General features: G+C 47.2%; 20 protein-coding genes. 13 read left to right on the plus strand and 7 right to left on the minus strand.

From position 1 onward, the window contains the following. Positions 1-24 precede the first annotated feature (24 nt). Both AC50YG_RS09445 and AC50YG_RS09450 read right to left on the minus strand, forming a co-directional pair. Positions 25-618, minus strand: a complete 594-nt coding sequence (locus AC50YG_RS09445) for a YdeI/OmpD-associated family protein (protein ID WP_473759915.1) — start codon at positions 616-618, stop codon at positions 25-27. A 175-nt stretch (positions 619-793) separates the two neighbouring features. Then, positions 794-1,963: a GGDEF domain-containing protein gene (locus tag AC50YG_RS09450; protein ID WP_494826411.1), complete on the minus strand. Its 1,170-nt coding sequence runs from the start codon at positions 1,961-1,963 to the stop codon at positions 794-796. 226 nt (positions 1,964-2,189) lie between these two features. Here AC50YG_RS09450 and AC50YG_RS09455 point away from each other — a divergent pair, with 226 nt between their 5' ends. Then, the gene (locus tag AC50YG_RS09455; RefSeq protein WP_473759911.1) at positions 2,190-3,323 is read left to right on the plus strand and encodes a glycosyltransferase family 4 protein; all 1,134 of its coding nucleotides are present in this window, start codon (positions 2,190-2,192) and stop codon (positions 3,321-3,323) included. 56 nt (positions 3,324-3,379) lie between these two features. Here AC50YG_RS09455 and AC50YG_RS09460 read toward each other — a convergent pair whose 3' ends face one another. After that, positions 3,380-4,423, minus strand: a complete 1,044-nt coding sequence (locus tag AC50YG_RS09460) for a YkvI family membrane protein (RefSeq protein ID WP_473760246.1) — start codon at positions 4,421-4,423, stop codon at positions 3,380-3,382. A gap of 78 nt (positions 4,424-4,501) precedes the next feature. Here AC50YG_RS09460 and AC50YG_RS09465 point away from each other — a divergent pair, with 78 nt between their 5' ends. After that, a complete protein-coding gene (locus tag AC50YG_RS09465; RefSeq protein WP_494826413.1) occupies positions 4,502-5,836 on the plus strand; it encodes an ArsB/NhaD family transporter in 1,335 nt (444 codons plus the stop codon). Between the two features lie 2 nt (positions 5,837-5,838). Here the strand turns inward: AC50YG_RS09465 and AC50YG_RS09470 are convergent, their stop codons facing one another. Continuing rightward, a complete protein-coding gene (locus AC50YG_RS09470; protein WP_494826415.1) occupies positions 5,839-6,552 on the minus strand; it encodes a hypothetical protein in 714 nt (237 codons plus the stop codon). Between the two features lie 231 nt (positions 6,553-6,783). Between AC50YG_RS09470 and AC50YG_RS09475 the strand changes: the two genes are divergently transcribed. The 5 genes from AC50YG_RS09475 to AC50YG_RS09495 all read left to right on the plus strand — a co-directional run bounded on the left by AC50YG_RS09475 (position 6,784) and on the right by AC50YG_RS09495 (position 9,109). After that, positions 6,784-7,353 (plus strand): xanthine phosphoribosyltransferase, encoded by a 570-nt coding sequence (locus AC50YG_RS09475; RefSeq protein ID WP_473759907.1) that lies wholly within the window; start codon positions 6,784-6,786, stop codon positions 7,351-7,353. Positions 7,354-7,435: 82 nt separating this feature from the next. Beyond that, positions 7,436-7,756 (plus strand): hypothetical protein, encoded by a 321-nt coding sequence (locus AC50YG_RS09480; RefSeq protein ID WP_046229684.1) that lies wholly within the window; start codon positions 7,436-7,438, stop codon positions 7,754-7,756. A 112-nt stretch (positions 7,757-7,868) separates the two neighbouring features. Further along, on the plus strand, positions 7,869-8,093 hold the full coding sequence (locus AC50YG_RS09485; protein ID WP_341282023.1) for a hypothetical protein: 225 nt from the start codon (positions 7,869-7,871) through the stop codon (positions 8,091-8,093). A 3-nt stretch (positions 8,094-8,096) separates the two neighbouring features. Next, on the plus strand, positions 8,097-8,669 hold the full coding sequence (locus AC50YG_RS09490) for a xanthine phosphoribosyltransferase (RefSeq protein WP_494826418.1): 573 nt from the start codon (positions 8,097-8,099) through the stop codon (positions 8,667-8,669). Positions 8,670-8,683: 14 nt separating this feature from the next. Continuing rightward, on the plus strand, positions 8,684-9,109 hold the full coding sequence (locus AC50YG_RS09495; protein ID WP_341282932.1) for an Rrf2 family transcriptional regulator: 426 nt from the start codon (positions 8,684-8,686) through the stop codon (positions 9,107-9,109). Between the two features lie 53 nt (positions 9,110-9,162). Here AC50YG_RS09495 and AC50YG_RS09500 read toward each other — a convergent pair whose 3' ends face one another. Then, positions 9,163-9,351, minus strand: coding sequence for a hypothetical protein (locus AC50YG_RS09500; protein ID WP_494826420.1), 189 nt, complete (start codon positions 9,349-9,351; stop codon positions 9,163-9,165). A gap of 271 nt (positions 9,352-9,622) precedes the next feature. Between AC50YG_RS09500 and AC50YG_RS09505 the strand changes: the two genes are divergently transcribed. After that, the gene (locus AC50YG_RS09505; RefSeq protein WP_473759903.1) at positions 9,623-10,198 is read left to right on the plus strand and encodes a GNAT family N-acetyltransferase; all 576 of its coding nucleotides are present in this window, start codon (positions 9,623-9,625) and stop codon (positions 10,196-10,198) included. 63 nt (positions 10,199-10,261) lie between these two features. On the opposite strand, the gene AC50YG_RS09510 is transcribed toward AC50YG_RS09505, so the two are convergent. Continuing rightward, the gene (locus AC50YG_RS09510; protein WP_494826423.1) at positions 10,262-11,044 is read right to left on the minus strand and encodes a GH12 family glycosyl hydrolase domain-containing protein; all 783 of its coding nucleotides are present in this window, start codon (positions 11,042-11,044) and stop codon (positions 10,262-10,264) included. A gap of 447 nt (positions 11,045-11,491) precedes the next feature. Here AC50YG_RS09510 and AC50YG_RS09515 point away from each other — a divergent pair, with 447 nt between their 5' ends. After that, complete coding sequence (locus AC50YG_RS09515) at positions 11,492-12,028, plus strand: ClbS/DfsB family four-helix bundle protein (protein ID WP_494826425.1); 537 nt, start codon at positions 11,492-11,494, stop codon at positions 12,026-12,028. Positions 12,029-12,130: 102 nt separating this feature from the next. Here the strand turns inward: AC50YG_RS09515 and AC50YG_RS09520 are convergent, their stop codons facing one another. Next, positions 12,131-12,727: a TetR/AcrR family transcriptional regulator gene (locus AC50YG_RS09520; protein ID WP_473759898.1), complete on the minus strand. Its 597-nt coding sequence runs from the start codon at positions 12,725-12,727 to the stop codon at positions 12,131-12,133. Between the two features lie 94 nt (positions 12,728-12,821). Between AC50YG_RS09520 and AC50YG_RS09525 the strand changes: the two genes are divergently transcribed. The 4 genes from AC50YG_RS09525 to AC50YG_RS09540 all read left to right on the plus strand — a co-directional run bounded on the left by AC50YG_RS09525 (position 12,822) and on the right by AC50YG_RS09540 (position 16,547). Next, positions 12,822-13,373 carry a hypothetical protein gene (locus AC50YG_RS09525; RefSeq protein ID WP_494826427.1) on the plus strand — a complete coding sequence of 184 codons (552 nt, stop codon included), beginning with the start codon at positions 12,822-12,824 and terminating at the stop codon, positions 13,371-13,373. Positions 13,374-13,604: 231 nt separating this feature from the next. Continuing rightward, on the plus strand, positions 13,605-14,285 hold the full coding sequence (locus tag AC50YG_RS09530; protein ID WP_494827146.1) for a response regulator transcription factor: 681 nt from the start codon (positions 13,605-13,607) through the stop codon (positions 14,283-14,285). After that, entirely contained in the window at positions 14,282-16,048 is a 1,767-nt protein-coding gene (locus AC50YG_RS09535; RefSeq protein WP_494826429.1) for a sensor histidine kinase, read from the plus strand. Before AC50YG_RS09530 ends, AC50YG_RS09535 begins: the two co-directional genes overlap by 4 nt. A 94-nt stretch (positions 16,049-16,142) precedes the next feature. Next, positions 16,143-16,547, plus strand: a complete 405-nt coding sequence (locus AC50YG_RS09540) for an Rrf2 family transcriptional regulator (RefSeq protein ID WP_473759893.1) — start codon at positions 16,143-16,145, stop codon at positions 16,545-16,547. Positions 16,548-16,616 lie beyond the last annotated feature (69 nt).

The raw sequence follows: 16,616 nt of genomic DNA on the forward strand, positions 1-16,616 counted from the left end.
GTTTTCGTAAAGGTTGTCCATTCTTTAATCCTTTAATCCTTTTCCATTCAGAATGTGCTGCATATATTTTTCAACCCGTGACTGCCGTGTTTTGGATTGCTTGGGTTCAGAAAAATAAAAAAGGTATGCTCTTTGCCGTCCGGGCGACAAGGCTTCAAAAGCCGTCTTCAAAGCAGGGTTATCATCGAGTTTATTTTGAAGTTCTTCAGGAATGGTGTATTCGGTATGCTTTTTAAACGCCACGTCCAGACCGGATTTTTCAACCTCAATAGCTTCATAAATATAGGCTTTCAAAATGGTTTCCATTTCAATGATTTGTTGAGCATTGGTGAACCGAATTTGGCGAGCCGCCTGTACATTTTCTGTCTGTTGAATGAGTATGCCATGGGTATCCTGCAGCAAGGCTCCTTTGTGAAACAGAAGCGCACAATATTCTTTAAAACCATGTATTAAAACGATGTTTTTATTATTAAGCGTGTAACAAGGATGCATCCACTTATAATCCTCGGTAAGCTCACAGTCAAGAACGATCGTTCGCAGCTTCTCGTATTCTTCCTTCCACTTTTTAGCTTTGCTTAAAAATGCATCAACCTTGGGATCCAGTTTGCTTTCTGTCATCAAGTAACACCCTTTTCATTGCTTATTTCGTCAATACATCACATAGGCTCAATTGTAATGATTTTTTATGGATTGTACAGTTTGTTTAGTTTGCACATAAAAAGACACAGTATCAAAAATTAACTTTTTGATACTGTGCCGTTATTCATTGCCGTTATGATTAGCAGGCTCGCTGCTAAAGCGATTGCTTCATGGCCGCGGAGGCGGGGGCGATCGTTACGCGGTTTTTGCCGCTTTTTTTGGACGTATACATCGCTTCATCGGCGGCTTTCACCAGCTCCTGAATTTCTGCGTGCTTCTTCGCGATGCATACGCCGACGCTGATCGTGACAATCGTCTCCAGCTCTACGCGCTTGCGGATCGATTCAGCGACCCGCTCCGGCTTCACTTTGTCGAGAGTAATGCAGGCGAGCAGCTCTTCACCGCCATATCTTCCGGCCGTTCCAATTTCCGCCGATTCCTCTTTCAAAATTTCCGAAACCTGCTTCAGCACCATATCGGCCTTATGATGGCCCTGCGTATCATTAAGCTGCTTGAAGTTGTCAATGTCGCAGAAAATAACGGCCACGCCTTTGCCGCGCTTCATTAGCTGGGCCGCCTTCATATTGAAAGTACGGCGATTATACAGCCCCGTCAAACCATCGGTAATGGACGATTGATAGGTTGCAATAAGACGCTCAATCACCCAATCAAACAATAGCAGAAACAGCTGGACAAAATAGACGACCGACAGCAAGTAGGTGAAAATCTGCATCCCTGGCATCGTGCCGTGAAATGCGTAGGCATCCGCCAAATGAGCGAGCTCGTAGACGAAATAGGTGACGAGGCTGGCAAAATATTTCGTGTTCATATCGATACCCTTCGTATCGAGCAAAATCAGAAAGGTGACGATCAAGGCATAAAAATCAAGCCCAATAAAGTTGCCTGCTCTGCCTGCACCAGTCTCTGTACCAGCGAAGGACATATACGTTATATGCAGCCCGGCGATTACAAAAGTCAGCACGAGCATCACGACAAAAGGCGTTACTTTCAAGCGGGTTCCCCGATGAGTATATAATTTCATGAAAACAAGGTTTATAATGATAAAAGAAACGATTTGCAAGGTTGTCGCTAGCAGATGAATCCACGGCGGAATAGCGGTGCCAGCATAAGCAAGCATGGCCAGCAGCGCCTGCTGAATCATAAAGAAGGGCAGCGTTGCATTGAGCAGTCCATACGTTCGATTGTTCTTGTAGCTGGCGCTAAGGCGCACAGACATGAATAACATAAGAATAAGGATGAGAATAACGCATGAAGATGCGAGCAGTTGACCGCTGGGCCCTGCTAACCAAGAAAGGATTGTCATTGTAAGACCACCATATGCTCAAAATATAAAAAATAAAAAACAATTGCGCTTGTCAACATTCGTCTTCTTTACAGAAACATATGTTCTACTATATCATGTTTGATGGCAGATGAACAACGCCAATATAAGTAGTATCGGCATAATTGCCCAAAATGTGTAATCCGTTGTATTCAACCGAATACGGGTAATAGAGGCTTTGAGCGCAAATTTGGAGGAGATTTAAGTTATGAACATCTTACAGGCTTTATTTTTCCCGCCGGAGCAGCCGGGTGGCGTTTCTTCCATGATTCCCTATATTCAGGACCGCTTTCAGCAGATGGGATGGGAGATGGAGCTATTCTCCATTCCGAAGCGAGTAAGAGGAAAAGGACAGGAGGAAGTGGTATTCGAAACCTTCGATTACCATGCTTTTGAGGGAGATCCGCTTGTCGATAAATATATTCAAACGTACCGCGATTACGTCTGGTGGACGAAGCTTAGGCTGAAGAAGACCTATGATATTATTCACGCGCATCATCCGATTGCGGCGCTGGTAATGAAGCAGCTGTATCCAGACACGCCCGTCATGATGACGATTCACTCCAGCTATGAGCGCGAGCTGATTTTGAATGGAAAAATTGAAGAAAATAGCAAGGTGCATCAATTTTTGACCGCTATTTATGGCGAGCTGGAAGCGCGTGTTGACAAGCTGCTGACGGTGTCGGAATCATTCCGCACCTATATTTCTCCTTATATAAAAGATGCAGCGGCAATTAAGGTTATTCCAAACGGATTTGATGAGAAGCGCTTTAAGCCGATTGCCCATGAGAATGAAGTTCCCCAGCTCATTACCGTATGCCGCCTTGTGCCGGCCAAAGGCATTGACATTCTTCTTCATGGCTGTGCGGAGCTCAAGCGCAGAGGACATCCATTCGTGCTGCATATTATCGGAGATGGGCCAATCCGTCCGGAGCTGGAGCAGCTCGCGGTCGAGCTGGATTTATATGACGATATTATTTTTTACGGTTATATGCTGCATCCCGAGGAATTTATGCCGTTTTTTGATATTTTCGTACTGCCTTCGCGGGCGGAGGCGTTCGGTTCCGTATTTGCCGAGGCAGCGCTTTGCTGGCTTGCCCTTGTGGGAACGAATGTAGGGGGCATTTCGGAGCAAATTGACGACGGGGTCAATGGGCTGCTTGTACCGCCAGAGGACCCGATTGCACTTGCTGAGGCGCTGGAGAAGCTGGTCACGGATTCCTCGTATCGTTACAATTTGGCCCGTTCAGGCTGGGATAAAGCAAAGCAGGTTTATTCGCTGACACGGGTTATTGCGCAGTTGAAAAAAGTATACGTCAATACGCTGCGTCAAGCGGAATGATCTACCGCTGCACTATCGAATGGGGCTGGAGCAAAAGGCGAAGGGCAGAAGCTGTCTTAAGCCTCGCTCCGGCCCATTCGCTTGCGGATAATTAAATACAGCCAGCCGAGACTGATCAGCCCGAATATCGGGTAAAGAGTGGATAGAAGCGGCCCAAATCCGATCTGGCTTGCCATATAGCAGAACAGCAGAATAATCGTTGTGATGATCGAACGCGACCATTTTAGCCGCTCCTGCAGCTGGAGGGTAAGGCCGTAAATGTCGGCGATCAGGGTGGTGAAAATTTCGGCGAAAATCAAGAATACATAAATAAATTGCACGCCTTGCCCGAGCTGCTTGGCGATGCCTCCCATTGGAATGGCATATTGCTGTATGCCAGGCATATGTACGGACAGGGCAATATGGCCGGCAAGCAGCATGAAGCCAATGCCGATACCGCCGAGCCAAGAGCCGATGATGATCACTTTACGGTCCCGGATTTCGGCTCCGAGCGGGACAAGCACCGCCTGCGACATGGACAGGTTGAAGGCAGCATACAGGAAAGGCGCAGCCCAAGCTGCCCATATGGAATGATCGCTGGCAAGCGAGATAAAGCGCCCGGCGCCTGGCGTGTTGAATGTATCGATAATAATGAGGACGGTAAACAGCAGCATGACGGGAACGACGATGGCATTGACCATCAAAATCGATTTCATCCCTTTGCGCAGCAGGAAATAACAGCCGACAATCGTAATGAGCAGGCCCGTTTGATAGGAAATATTCCAGTTTTCATAAAAAATCGTTCCGGCTCCCGCAAGCATAACGGCGGTGACACCGAGCAAAATAACGAACATAAAGTGGCTGATCCAACGGCCATATTGTTCGCCAAAGAGTGCCTTATTCAGATCTTCATACGATTTGGCGCGAATATCGCTGGCAATCAGCATCATTTTGGTGCCAAGCCAGATGAAGAGGACGGTTGCTAAAGCGATCGTAAACGTTCCCCAATAGCCGAAACGGGTGAAAAATTGTAATATTTCCTGCCCTGTCGCAAACCCGGCTCCAACAACAGTACCCATATAGGTAGATGCTATTTGCAGCACCTTACCTGTTCGTTTCATTATCATGATTTGCCCTTCCCCCGTTTCCGAACTCTTCTGCACATGCTTTATAGAAGGTATGTCCAAAACGGGACGGGCATGACTGCAAGTTCATCTGAGCGAAGGCAGGTTGGCACACAGGCGATGACTATGATTATTTCCATTATCGTATTTATTATCACATTGACACTTATACTGGTGAAGCCAAAAGGCATGAATGAGGCTTTAATTGCGCTTGCCGGAGCCATTATTTTATTTGTTTTACAGCTGTTAAAGCTGGAGGATGTCGTATACATCTGGGGATTTGTGTGGAATGCGACGTTTTCTTTGATTGGCATTATGATTTTTACGTCTCTGCTGGATCAAAATGGCTTTTTCCGCTGGGCGGCGCTGCATATTGTGCATCGGTTTTTCCATCGGCCGCTGCTGCTGTTTACGATGCTGTCGCTGCTCGCTGCGGTGATTACGATTTTCTTCAACAACGATGGAACGATTTTGATAATGGTGCCTATTGTGCTCGAAGTAACAGCGCTGCTCAAGCTGTCCCGCAAGGGAAGGCTCGCCTACTTGCTTGGAATCGGGTTGATGGCAGACACAGCCAGCGCTCCCCTGATGATGAGCAACTTGACGAATATTTTGACGGCTGATTTTTTTCATATTCCTTTTGATCTCTACGCCTCGAAAATGCTGCTGCCGGGACTTGCGGCCATAGGCGCGACCATTGCCGTATCGCTGGCCTTTTTCGGACGGATGATCAAAAGTGAGGAGAGCAGGGGCGAGATGCCAAAGGTATTTCCGCAGCCTGCGACCGTGCTGGGCAATATCACGCTGTTCCGGCTTTCTTGGGTCATTATCATCATGATGATGGTCGGCTATTTGATGTCGGAGCACTTCGGCGTTCCCGCCTGCGCTATTGCGCTTGGCTGTGCTGGCATCCAATGGGCCGCTTCGGCTGTTTATAAACAGGTGAATGCCAAACAGACGGTACTGCGCGCACCGTGGCTCATCATCGTATTTGCGCTGGCGATGAATTTGGTTGTGTACAGTTTGCATGTGCATGGGGCTGTAGCGTGGTTTCCGGATTTTATTTTGGCGGTTTCCGGCGGTACGCCAATGGCCGGCATATTTGGGTCAGGACTGCTATTTGCCCTGCTGGCGGCGGCTATTAATAATCTGCCAGCGGTTCTCATATCATCGCTTGCGATCACCCAGGTGAACGGGCCTGATTATTTACCTTATGCCAGCCTGCTTGGAACGGCGATTGGGGCGAAACTTACGCCCATCGGCTCGCTTGCTACGCTGCTGTGGCTGCAGCTAGTGAGTCAGGGAGGCGTAAAGGTGTCCTGGCGGGAGTATACGAAATATGGATTGCTGTTTACGTTTCCGATTTTGCTCATTGCTTTACTAGTGCTGTGGCTGACCGGAGATTACTAAAATTAGCTGCGGGCGAGCAGCTTAATAGATACGATTTCGCTTAATTCGGGATCAAGATCCAGCTTGAGCAGCGTCTTGGTTCCCTCATACGCGATAATAAAGTCGCTCTGCGACGTCGGTTTGCCAAGCGCCTTAACGGCTGCTTTGGAATGGTCGCCAATTTTAATGCCGCTCAGTCCGGTTTTTACTTTTTTATCATACACTTCAATGTATTGAATCGTGTTTTTGTCACTTAGGCCAATGGCGAAGCCGTCATATTCGTGGACTTCAATTTTAACCTGATTTTCCTCCTCCAGCGTATAGGAATCGAGGGCGGCACCGAAAAGCTTCGTCATGGCCGCTTTGGAATCGCCGATCGCAAGGCCGAGCAAAGCCGGCTTGGCCGCATTCCATTTTCCTTCTTCCGTTGTCTTGGGTGGTGTCGATTTATTGCTCGATAAGCCGTTTGCTGCATTCACTTCGGTACTGGCATCTACATGATCCTCTACCGCCTGATTTTGCAGTGGGCTTTGCTTTTGCTCCAGAGCGTTTTCTAAATATGTTTTTTGCGGGCTGCCCGATTGATTGAGCAGCTGCTCAGCCGTTAAGGGAGTACTTGCGCTTTGAGCCGCTTCGCTCGGCCGAGCCATGCTTTGGCAGCCAGCTGTTGCAATGGCAATGGCTACAACTGCCGCATATTTTGCAAGTCGATAAGGTGATTTCTTCATGTTCGTCACTTTGCAGCGCTCCTCGCTTGTCATCAATGGATGATGCTTTTATTCTACTATAAGGTAAAACGGATGATATTGGGAAAAAGTTTCTGTTAAGACCGAAAAAAATTGGTCAAACGACCCATTAATTCCTATGGGCGGAAACGAGAGGACAAGTTATGCGTTTCTTATTGCGCTGCTGGCTATACCTATGGTAAGTTATCCAAAAGGAATTTTTGGTGGGGGGAAGGACATACGATGGATATTTTAAAACAACGAATTTTGGAACAGGCTTCGGTACTGTCAACGGATGTGCTTAGGCTGGATTCTATTATCAACCACCAGGTCGATCCTGCATTAACGATGGAAATGGGCCATGAATTTGCAAACCGCTTCGCTGGAGAGCAAATTACGAAGGTCATCACTATAGAGTCTTCAGGCATCCCGTCTGCTTTTGCAGCTGCTTATGTGCTTGGTGTACCGCTTGTTTTTGCAAGACGCAAAAAGACTTTAATTGCTGATAATGACGCTTATTGTGAGCGTGTCCCTTCCTTTACGAAAGGAATGGTTACCGATATAATGGTATCCAAACAATATTTGACAAGCGACGACAAGGTGCTGTTTATTGATGATATTATTGCCAATGGCGATGCAGCCCGTGGACTTCTCAAAATTATTGAGCGCTCTGGCGCAAAGCTTATTGGCATGGGTGTTGTCGTGGAAAAATCGTTCCAAGCAGGCGCGCGCACGCTGCGGGAGCAAGGGGTGCGTGTGGAATCGCTCGTCAGCATCTCATCGCTTGAAGGCGGTCAAATTACATTTGAGTAAGATGTTCCAGAACAATTGCTCTTTCCCCGCAAGTGAAATTGGCTTATAATAAAACGTAAGTGATCGAGGGGAGGCAGAAATAATGGGAAATTGGTCAGCAGAATTCATGGATGTCAAATTATCCGATGCGAAAAATCATTTTGAGCGTGCATTAGATTGCAAACATACGGAATTTGATGATTTGTACCCTTATATGATTGAGCATCCGCAATTTTTCTGGTACAAAAGATATGTAGCATGGTCAGAGCTGCTTACGATCGTGAAGCTGTTTGAAGAGCTGGATCTGGAATGGCGAGAGCCGTTTAGCGAGCGTCAAGCTGAGTACATTGGCAAGCGTGTCATGTCCTCGCGCGTGCTCGACGAGTGGTATGAGACAAATGATTCCAAGGAACATGTTGGCTAAGGCATACGCAGATCAATAGCATATATCAGCCTCAATAAACGGTTCTACAGTTTATTGGGGTTTTTTTTCACCATATATGGGGAGTGCGGCTTAAGGGGAGGAGCGTTCGTGCATGGTTAGTGAGGAATTGCTGGATCAGTTCCGCATAAGCGGCGAGAAAGTGCGCGTTGTGCGCGATGGGCTGGAGATGAATGACGTCATTGGCATCGTCGTAGCTTGGGATGATGCTTCCGTCGTCATTCGCAGAGCTAACAGGCGGGTCGTCAAGCTGAGCAGAACGTATTTGTATGAGCCGGCATCTTCGGAGCGCGGCAGCATTTTGGAAGGGGAAGTATGACAGATGGAGCTTTTGAAGCAGAAGATTAGAGATGAGGGCATCGTGCTAGGGGAGCAGGTGCTTAAAGTAGATTCGTTTCTGAATCACCAGATTGATCCGAAATTGATGTTTGCCATTGGCGAGTATCTTGCAGCTTTGTTTGCTGAAGCGGGCGTGACGAAGGTTTTAACGATTGAATCATCAGGAATTGCGCCTGCCGTCATGGCAGCAATGAAGCTGGAAGTTCCGCTGATTTTTGCCCGGAAACGCAAGTCATTGACGCTTAAAGATGATTTATATACGCATAAGGTATATTCCTTCACGAAGCAGGAGGAGAGCGAGGTTAGCGTAGCCCGCAAGTTTGTACAGGCGGACGATGTTTTTCTTGTCATCGATGATTTTCTGGCGAATGGAGAGGCCGCACTTGGCATGGCACGTATCGTTGAGCAAGCTGGAGCCAAAGTTGCGGGAATCGGCATCGTCATTGAGAAGTCCTTCCAGCCGGGCAGAGAACGCTTGATAGAGATGGGATATCGAGTGGAGTCGCTGGCAAGAATTGCTTCACTTTCGAACGGACAGGTTGCATTTGTCGAATAGAAAGCAGGGTGGTTATAGTGACTAGCAATCGGTTTGCAGTAGCGATACACATCATGAGTCTGCTGGATTTGGATAAGGATGAGCGTTTAACATCCGACAATATTGCTGGCAGCGTGAATACAAACCCGGTTGTCATACGCCGCATCATCGGTATGCTGGCGAAAGCGGGTCTTGTGCAGACGAGCCCGGGAGTGGCTGGAGCGAGCATTACCCGCCCGCTGGACGAAATATCGCTGCTCGATATTTATCGGGCTGTCCAATCGCAGACGCAAGAGGAGCTATTCGCGATTCATGATAAGCCGAATCCGGATTGTCCAACTGGACGGAACATCCAGTCGTCGCTGGAAGAGGTTTTTGCTGAAGCGAAGCAGGCGATGGAAGACAAGCTTGCATCCATACGGCTGTCGCAAGTGACACAGAGCATCGCGAGTAAATTTTAAACAAACAAGAGCTGGGCCCATGGAGGCTCAGCTCTTGTTTGTGTTTCTTTTGCTCAAAGGAGCAAAATTATTCGGCTATTAACGCATGCCGCCAGTGCGGTTGCCACCAGTGCGGTTGCCGCCAGTACGGTTGCCGCCAGTGCGGTTGCCACCAGTACGGTTGCCGCCAGTGCGGTTGCCACCAGTACGGTTGCCACCAGTACGGTTGCCACCAGTACGGTTGCCGCCAGTGCGGTTGCCACCAGTACGGTTGCCGCCAGTGCGGTTGCCACCAGTGCGGTTGCCGCCAGTAAGGTGTGAGTTTTCAATGTTAGACATGTGCATTTCCCCTTTCGACTTCATAAGATACTATATGAAGCAAATCTATCATTTGTAACGAGACAATTGATTGTTTTATAGATTAATAGGCTCTTCAAGGAATAGAGGGGAAGGCTGGGGCGAATAGACTGGAAAAATAACTGACACGCCCTAATAAAAATCTATTTCATTATCCTTCAGGAGGTGCTCTAAGAAATGAGCGAAAATCCCATTCTAATTTCTTTCCCTGAATCATTTGAAACAGAGCGCTTGCTCATTCGGGCTCCACAGTGGGGGGACGGTATTTTTTGCAATGAGGCGATTGGGGAAAGCTTGGAGCAGTTAAGGCCGTGGATGCCATTTGCACAAACCATGCCTACCGTAGAGCAATCGGAAGCTTATGTGCGGAAAGCCCGATTGAATTTTTTGGAGCGAACCGATTTGCCGCTGCATTTGTTCGATAAGCAGACGGGTGAATTCGTCGGCAGCAGCGGATTGCACCGGTTTGACTGGGATGTGCGGAGGTTTGAAATCGGCTATTGGCTTAGAACGTCGCGCTTCGGCCAAGGTTTGATGACGGAGGCTGTAAATGGAATTACCGACTTTGCGATTCAGGAGCTGAAGGCTAGCCGAATCGAAATTCACTGTAATGAGATGAACCGCGCCAGTGCGCGAGTAGCGGAGCGAGCGGGCTTTACATTGGAGGGTATTTTGCGAAAGTCTGCCCGCGAACAGACAGGAGAGCTTGCAAATGCTTGTGTCTATGCGAAGGTCAAAGGGTATGAATTTTAAAGCTTTACAAGCGAGCCAGACATAAGAAAGACACCCGGCAGGGTGTCTTTTCCGCGCTAGTTGCTATTGTACCATTACAGAATAGTTTTGAATGTGTATTCTCCCGCTTCCAGTGAAAATTTCAGTTCCGAATTGAACGCCAGTAACATACTTTGAATTACTCATCCAGTTTTTGTAATAAACGACATGGTTGATGAAGTCCTTCAGGTTAAGGCTGCTGCTCGATGTGTTGCTTGTACGGACGAAGGAGTACACATTCCAGCCAGATGGATGTGTGCCTTTATACAGATTCCAAGTTGTACCTCCAACCGTAGCCGTCTCCACATAAGAACCCAGCGGCCACGCATTGGTTGAATTCAGCCAGACCATCAGCTCATCGGAAGGGGTAGATGTTCCAGTAACCGCATTAGTGGTGTGGAACCATACATCATAAGCCGCATTATAATTACCATTGGCGCTTAGCGTGTAATTAACCGAGGCATTAATGTTTTTAGCATCCCAAATTCGCGTTGGCAAGCCGCTTCCGGGAGTCATACTATTGGAGAATTGCCAGCCTGTTACGATACTAGGATACGCCTTCACATCATTGGGATTCGATGTTTTCCAGTCCCAAGACCAACCCATGTCAGAGTTGTTATTATAATAAATACTCTCCCACCAACCCGAGCCGGCGGTTCCACTGCCCCAAGTGTTGTTAAACACATAGTACTTATTATTACCCCAGAACAGTTGGGCATAAGGTGTTGACGATGATGCGGCATAAGCTACCGTGCCGATGAGCATGCTTATGATTAATGTCAAGAGAATAATTCCTTTTTTGCCCAAATTATTAAAACTTGCTTTCATTTATGATTACCTCCTTCAGGTTCAATCTGGCTGCCCTCTAACTATCCGCTAAGTCTCTATTTATCTTTTTGAACAAGAGAGCTTGGCATACCTCCTTTTCTGTACTATGAGTACCCCCCTACTGCGCAAGGTACTTAGAAGTGGAAAGTTGATATCAGTAACGGGTTAACTAGATTATATTCCCAAGTAAAACGATATCATATAACAAAAATATGTAATTTATAACAAATACTGAATGTTCATCGCCGCGCCAAATAGTTAACAGCTAAACGATAGGACGATTGACCATACAACCTAATAAAAAACAATGGTTCAAAGTGATGTTAGCTTCAGATCCGTCGTAGACATGAAGAGCACTACGATTTAATGCAACGCTATTGATTGGAAATATGATGCAAAATTGTACACGGATGTGATATAACTGAAATGAAAAAGAGGAGTGATATTATGGCGAGCTATGAATATACATCCAAAAAGGAATTGCTGGAAGTCATCCACTCCAATTATTTACTGCTGGACAAGGAGTTTGATGAAATCAGCAATGATCAAAAGGATGATAGAATACAGGACGTGGATAAAACGCCTACTGAAATAATCGCTTACCAGCTAGGCTGGCTTGGTATTGTGATGGGCTGGGATATGGATGAGAAAGCAGGGCGTCAGGTCATTATGCCGACTCCATATCATAAATGGAACCAGCTTGGTAGCCTGTACCAGTCCTTTTACGAGCGGTACGCTGCCCTTTCCCTGACTGAGCTCAGAGACTTATTTCGGAAGGAGGAGCAGCGCTGGCTGGAATGGATTGACGCATTAACCGAGGATGAGCTGTTTATACAAGGCACTCGCCATTGGACAGGCAGCAAGGAAAACTGGCCAATGGTCCGGTGGATTCATATTAATTCGGCGGCTCCATTTAAATCATTCCGTGCGAAAATAAGGAAATGGAAAAAATATCATATAAAGCGGGAAACATTAGCCCCATAGCATACGATACCTATGGTAGCCATTACGTAAATCGAATCAGCGATATTGTTGAATTAACAGCTTCTAACAGGGCAGCTCCAATTTTAAAAAAACATCCAATCCTTAAGGGATTTTAACCAAGGTATCGAGATGCCGAGAAACGATGCTTTTCATCAGCTCCTTGCTGAATCGCTCTGGATAGGTAACGCCATGCACGACAAGGCCATCCACCAAAGCGTGAAGCCTTGCCGTTTCGTATTCGGCATCTAAATTCGCTATCGTTACCCCTTGTTGGATAAGACTCTCGAACGATCTTCTTAAGCCGCTGTAAATTTCCTCATAGGTGCTTAGGCTTATCGCTCGTATCACTTCGCTTACGGACGCCCTTCCTGCAAAGGCGAGCCAAATCTGCGCTTCTTGCATGCTTACTTCCTCCAGAGGCATTAGCTCCCAAATGACCAATTCCATATCCTGACGGACCATTCCGGTAAAGGGCAGCGCTTGTATACGCTCATTTACCCGCTGCGAAACAAGCTGCATGGAAAAGCTCAGCAGTTCATCCTGCGAATTAAAATAATGTCTAATGGAGCCAAGCGACATGGTCATCTCATCGGCAACGCGGCGTACGGAGACGCTGTCCAGCCCTTCCTTGACAATAATGCGCCACACGGCTTCGGCGATTTGTTTTTTTCGTTTGTTGTGATCGACAATTTTAGGCATGAGTGTATTATAGCGCAGTTGTTTTTTTAATACAATTGAGCTATAATGACATTAGTTTAAATAATACATTTGTATTAAAAAGGCGGGAATTCAAATGGCCGTGTTTATTATTGGCTGTGAAGTTGCTTTCTGGGTGTTTGTGCTGGCAGGTCTGGTCAGTCGCTATATGCTGCGTTCCCCTAGGCTTGGAGCCTTTCTGCTGTTCTGCACGCCTGTTATCGATTTGGTGCTGCTTGCCGCTACAGTTATTCACCTTCGCGACGGAGCAGAGGCGAGCTTTATTCACGGGCTTGCTGCCATATATATCGGCTGTTCGCTCGCATATGGTCATTCCATGATCCGCTGGGCAGATGTGCGGTTCGCCCATCGCTTTGCCGGAGGCCCGGCTCCACAGAAGAAAGCGAAAATAGGTGAAGAGCATGCCCGCAATGAGCGGCTAGGCTGGTTTCGCCATCTTGTCGCTTGGGCCATTGGATGTGCAGTACTGTATGGGATGATTGCATTGGTTAATGAGAGGGCCCAGACTGTGGGCTTAAAGCAGGTTATTGAATGGTGGACAGTGCTGCTTGGTATTGATTTTGTAATCAGCTTCAGCTACACGATCTGGCCAAGAAAGGCTAAAGCGACTCATGAGAAGGCCGGTTGACTAACGGGCAGTTGAATATGAATGATAAGAACGGAGCAGGGTGTTTCTTCCTCTTGGAAGATCAGCTGTGCTTCGTTCTTTTTGCTATACAGCTATGCTGCAAGCCCTACCTCCTGAAAATAGAATGGGTATAATAGATATGATCGACCTGCTCAGAGTGGCATGGGCACATAAAAGCCATAGCTGATTGTTAAAGTGAAAATCAATATGGATAGAAGAGGAACTCAAATGATGAATAAAACGTTATTGCTAGTGGAAGATGAAAGCTTGATTCGGGAAGTGATAGCCGATTATTTCAAGATGAGCGACTGGCGCGTATTTGAGGCGGAAAATGGCAAGGAAGCGCTGCTTTGGCTCGAAACCGTGCAGCCCGATCTGATCATTCTGGATATTATGATGCCGCAATTGGATGGTTTCGAGGTGTGCCGGCAGGTGAGGAGCCGCTTGGCTGTTCCGATTATTTTATTGACGGCTAAGTCCAGCGATGAAGATAAAATTATGGGGTTCGAATTAGGAGCCGACGATTATGTGACGAAGCCCTTCAGTCCAAAGGTGCTGCTGGCGCGGGCATCGGCCTTAATGAAACGGGTGGAGGGCAGCGTCGTGCTGCAGCCGAATAGTTTAAAGTTTGGCGCTGCGCTGCTTAATTTGACGGCGCACCGCTTGGATGTAAACGGCGCCGAGGTGGTGCTTGCGCCCAAAGAATACGATTTGCTGTTATTTTTAGTTCGAAATAAAGGCATTGTTTTGCGCAGGGACGTCATTTTGAACCAAATTTGGGGAATGGATTTTGAAGGAGATTCCCGTGTCGTTGATTCTCATATTAAGAAGCTTCGCAGCAAGCTGGGCTTTGAGGCTCGGCATATTCGCACCGTTATTGGCACGGGATACAAATTTGAGGAGAAGTCATGAAGAAGCGCGGAGTCACTTTTAAACTATTTATTATGACTGTTGTCTTCTTTCTTTGTTTTTACGGCATGGTAATCCTCTGTCAGCTGCTGTTGTTTGACCAATTTTATGAAAATCAGAAAATAAGCCGCAACGAAAAGCAGCTGGCGAAATTTGCCCAAAACTATGCCGAGACGGGCTGGAGCTCCAGCAAAACGTCGAATGAAGCCGCCCGTTTCATGCTGCAAAATAAAACCCAGCTCGCCATTTTAACATTGGATGGAAAAGTGAGAATGGATGATCCTTACCACATTACATTGAAGGCGGACGATCAAAATGTGTATGTCATTCCCTTGTCCTTGTTCTTGAATAACTTCGAGGCGGAATTTCGGGCAGCTGGCATTCAGACAGGGAATGTTGTAACGGTGGAGGGGGAGATGGAGTCTGGGGTAGAATCGATGAATCAGGTGCTTTACCCGCTCCGCATCCACAAAACGGACCACCCAAGTGTAGGCTCCCCTTCCAATGAAACGCTGGGGGGCGAGTATAAACAGGTTACCGGCGTCGTCACCGAATTGATTCAACCCGTTTCAAGGACGTATACGACGCGGCAAGGCATTATGCTGGATGCCATCAGCGATTGGTTTCCACTCAGTGAGGAGCGAAGGGAAAAGCTCGAAAGCAGGGAAGTTGTGGAGGAAAAGTGGACGCAAACATGGTCTGGTGTCCGCAATTCGGTTATGATTTATCCCGTAGAGCAGCAATCGGGAGAAGTGGATTTGCTGTTTTCGGTCACCTCGCTGCAGGAAATAGGCGAAACGAATGAAGCTTTGCGGTGGTTTTATATCTATTTGGGCGTAGGGGGATTTATCCTCATCGTCATTTTATCGTTCTTTTTTTCAAAAATGGTTACCCGTCCGCTCATTTCGATGAATAATGCGGCCAAGAGGATGGTACAGCTCGACTTTAGCGTGCATGAGCCGATTCGGCAAAACGATGAGCTGGGAAGCTTATCAAGCAGCCTTCATACGCTTTCGCGCAGCTTGGACACCGCTTTAGGAGATTTAAAGAAGGCCAATCAGCAGCTTGTGCAAGATATTGAGGAGAAGCACAGGATGGAGCAGGTTCAGCAGGAGTTTTTCGCAAATGCCTCCCATGAGCTGAAAACGCCGCTTAGTATTGTGAAAAGCTTCAGCGAAGGGCTGCAGGATGGCGTAGGGGCTGGAAAACAGGATCACTATTTAAAAGTGATTGTAGAGGAAGCACAGAACATGGAAATGCTCGTGGAGGATATGCTTAATTTGGCTACGCTGCAATCCGATACGTTCAAGCTGCGAAAAAGCACATTTTTGCTTAGCGAGCTGCTTGAGGAAGTGACGGGAAACTATGTCCATATGCTGCAGGACAAGCAGCTTGAAGCTACCGTTATGACGAGCAACGAGCTTCCCCTGTATGCCGATATGAGATGGATGAAGCATGTGCTCTCGAATTTTATAAGCAATGCGATTCAGCATGCACAGTATAACAGCGCCATTACCATCCAGATCGAGGGGAGAGGGAGCAGGCTGTTTTTCTCCATTGAAAATGTTGGCGATACGATTCCTGAGGAAAAGCTGGAGAAAATATGGCAGCGTTTTTACCGCGTTGAAAGCTCGCGCAATCGGCGAACGGGAGGCACGGGACTAGGGCTCTCTATTGTGAAAAGGATTTTGGAGCTGCATGAAAGCGAGTATCAGGCTCAAAATACCGAGCAGGGCGTGAAATTTACAGCCATTTTCTCCTGTTAAACCTGGAATGTCAGCCACTGGGCAAGCTTGACTAGCCAGGCTGACAACAGCTAATATAGATAAATGAAGTCTTGTATTGAGGGGAATGACCCGCATGAAATATTCAAAAGCTACTAACTATGCTCTTCATACGATGCTCTTTCTTGTGGCAACCAGCCCGGATAAGCCAGTGGGTGTTCAACAGCTAGCCGAGCGGCAGCAGGTATCGCCTACCTATTTGTCCAAAATCTTGACCAAGCTGGTTAAGGCAGGCATGATTGAATCTGCTTCAGGTGCTAACGGTGGATATAAGCTAAAACGCAATTGGGAACAAATATCGTTTTTGGATATTATTCATGCCATTGAAGGCACGGCCTCCTTGTTTGATTGCTCGCTGGATCATCCTTCTACTTGTTTAATTCAACAGGTGATGGTGTCGGCCGAGGAGAAGATGGAGGAGCATCTAAGAAATCAAACGATATTTGAGCTTGCTCAAAAAATGCAGGTACACTTAGCATAGACGGATGCCCATAGACTGGACGCTTGGAGTAGAAGCGTGTAGGCTGTGGGTTTCTTTTTCATAACAGCG

The sequence above is a fragment of the Paenibacillus sp. J31R34 genome, from assembly GCF_059383715.1.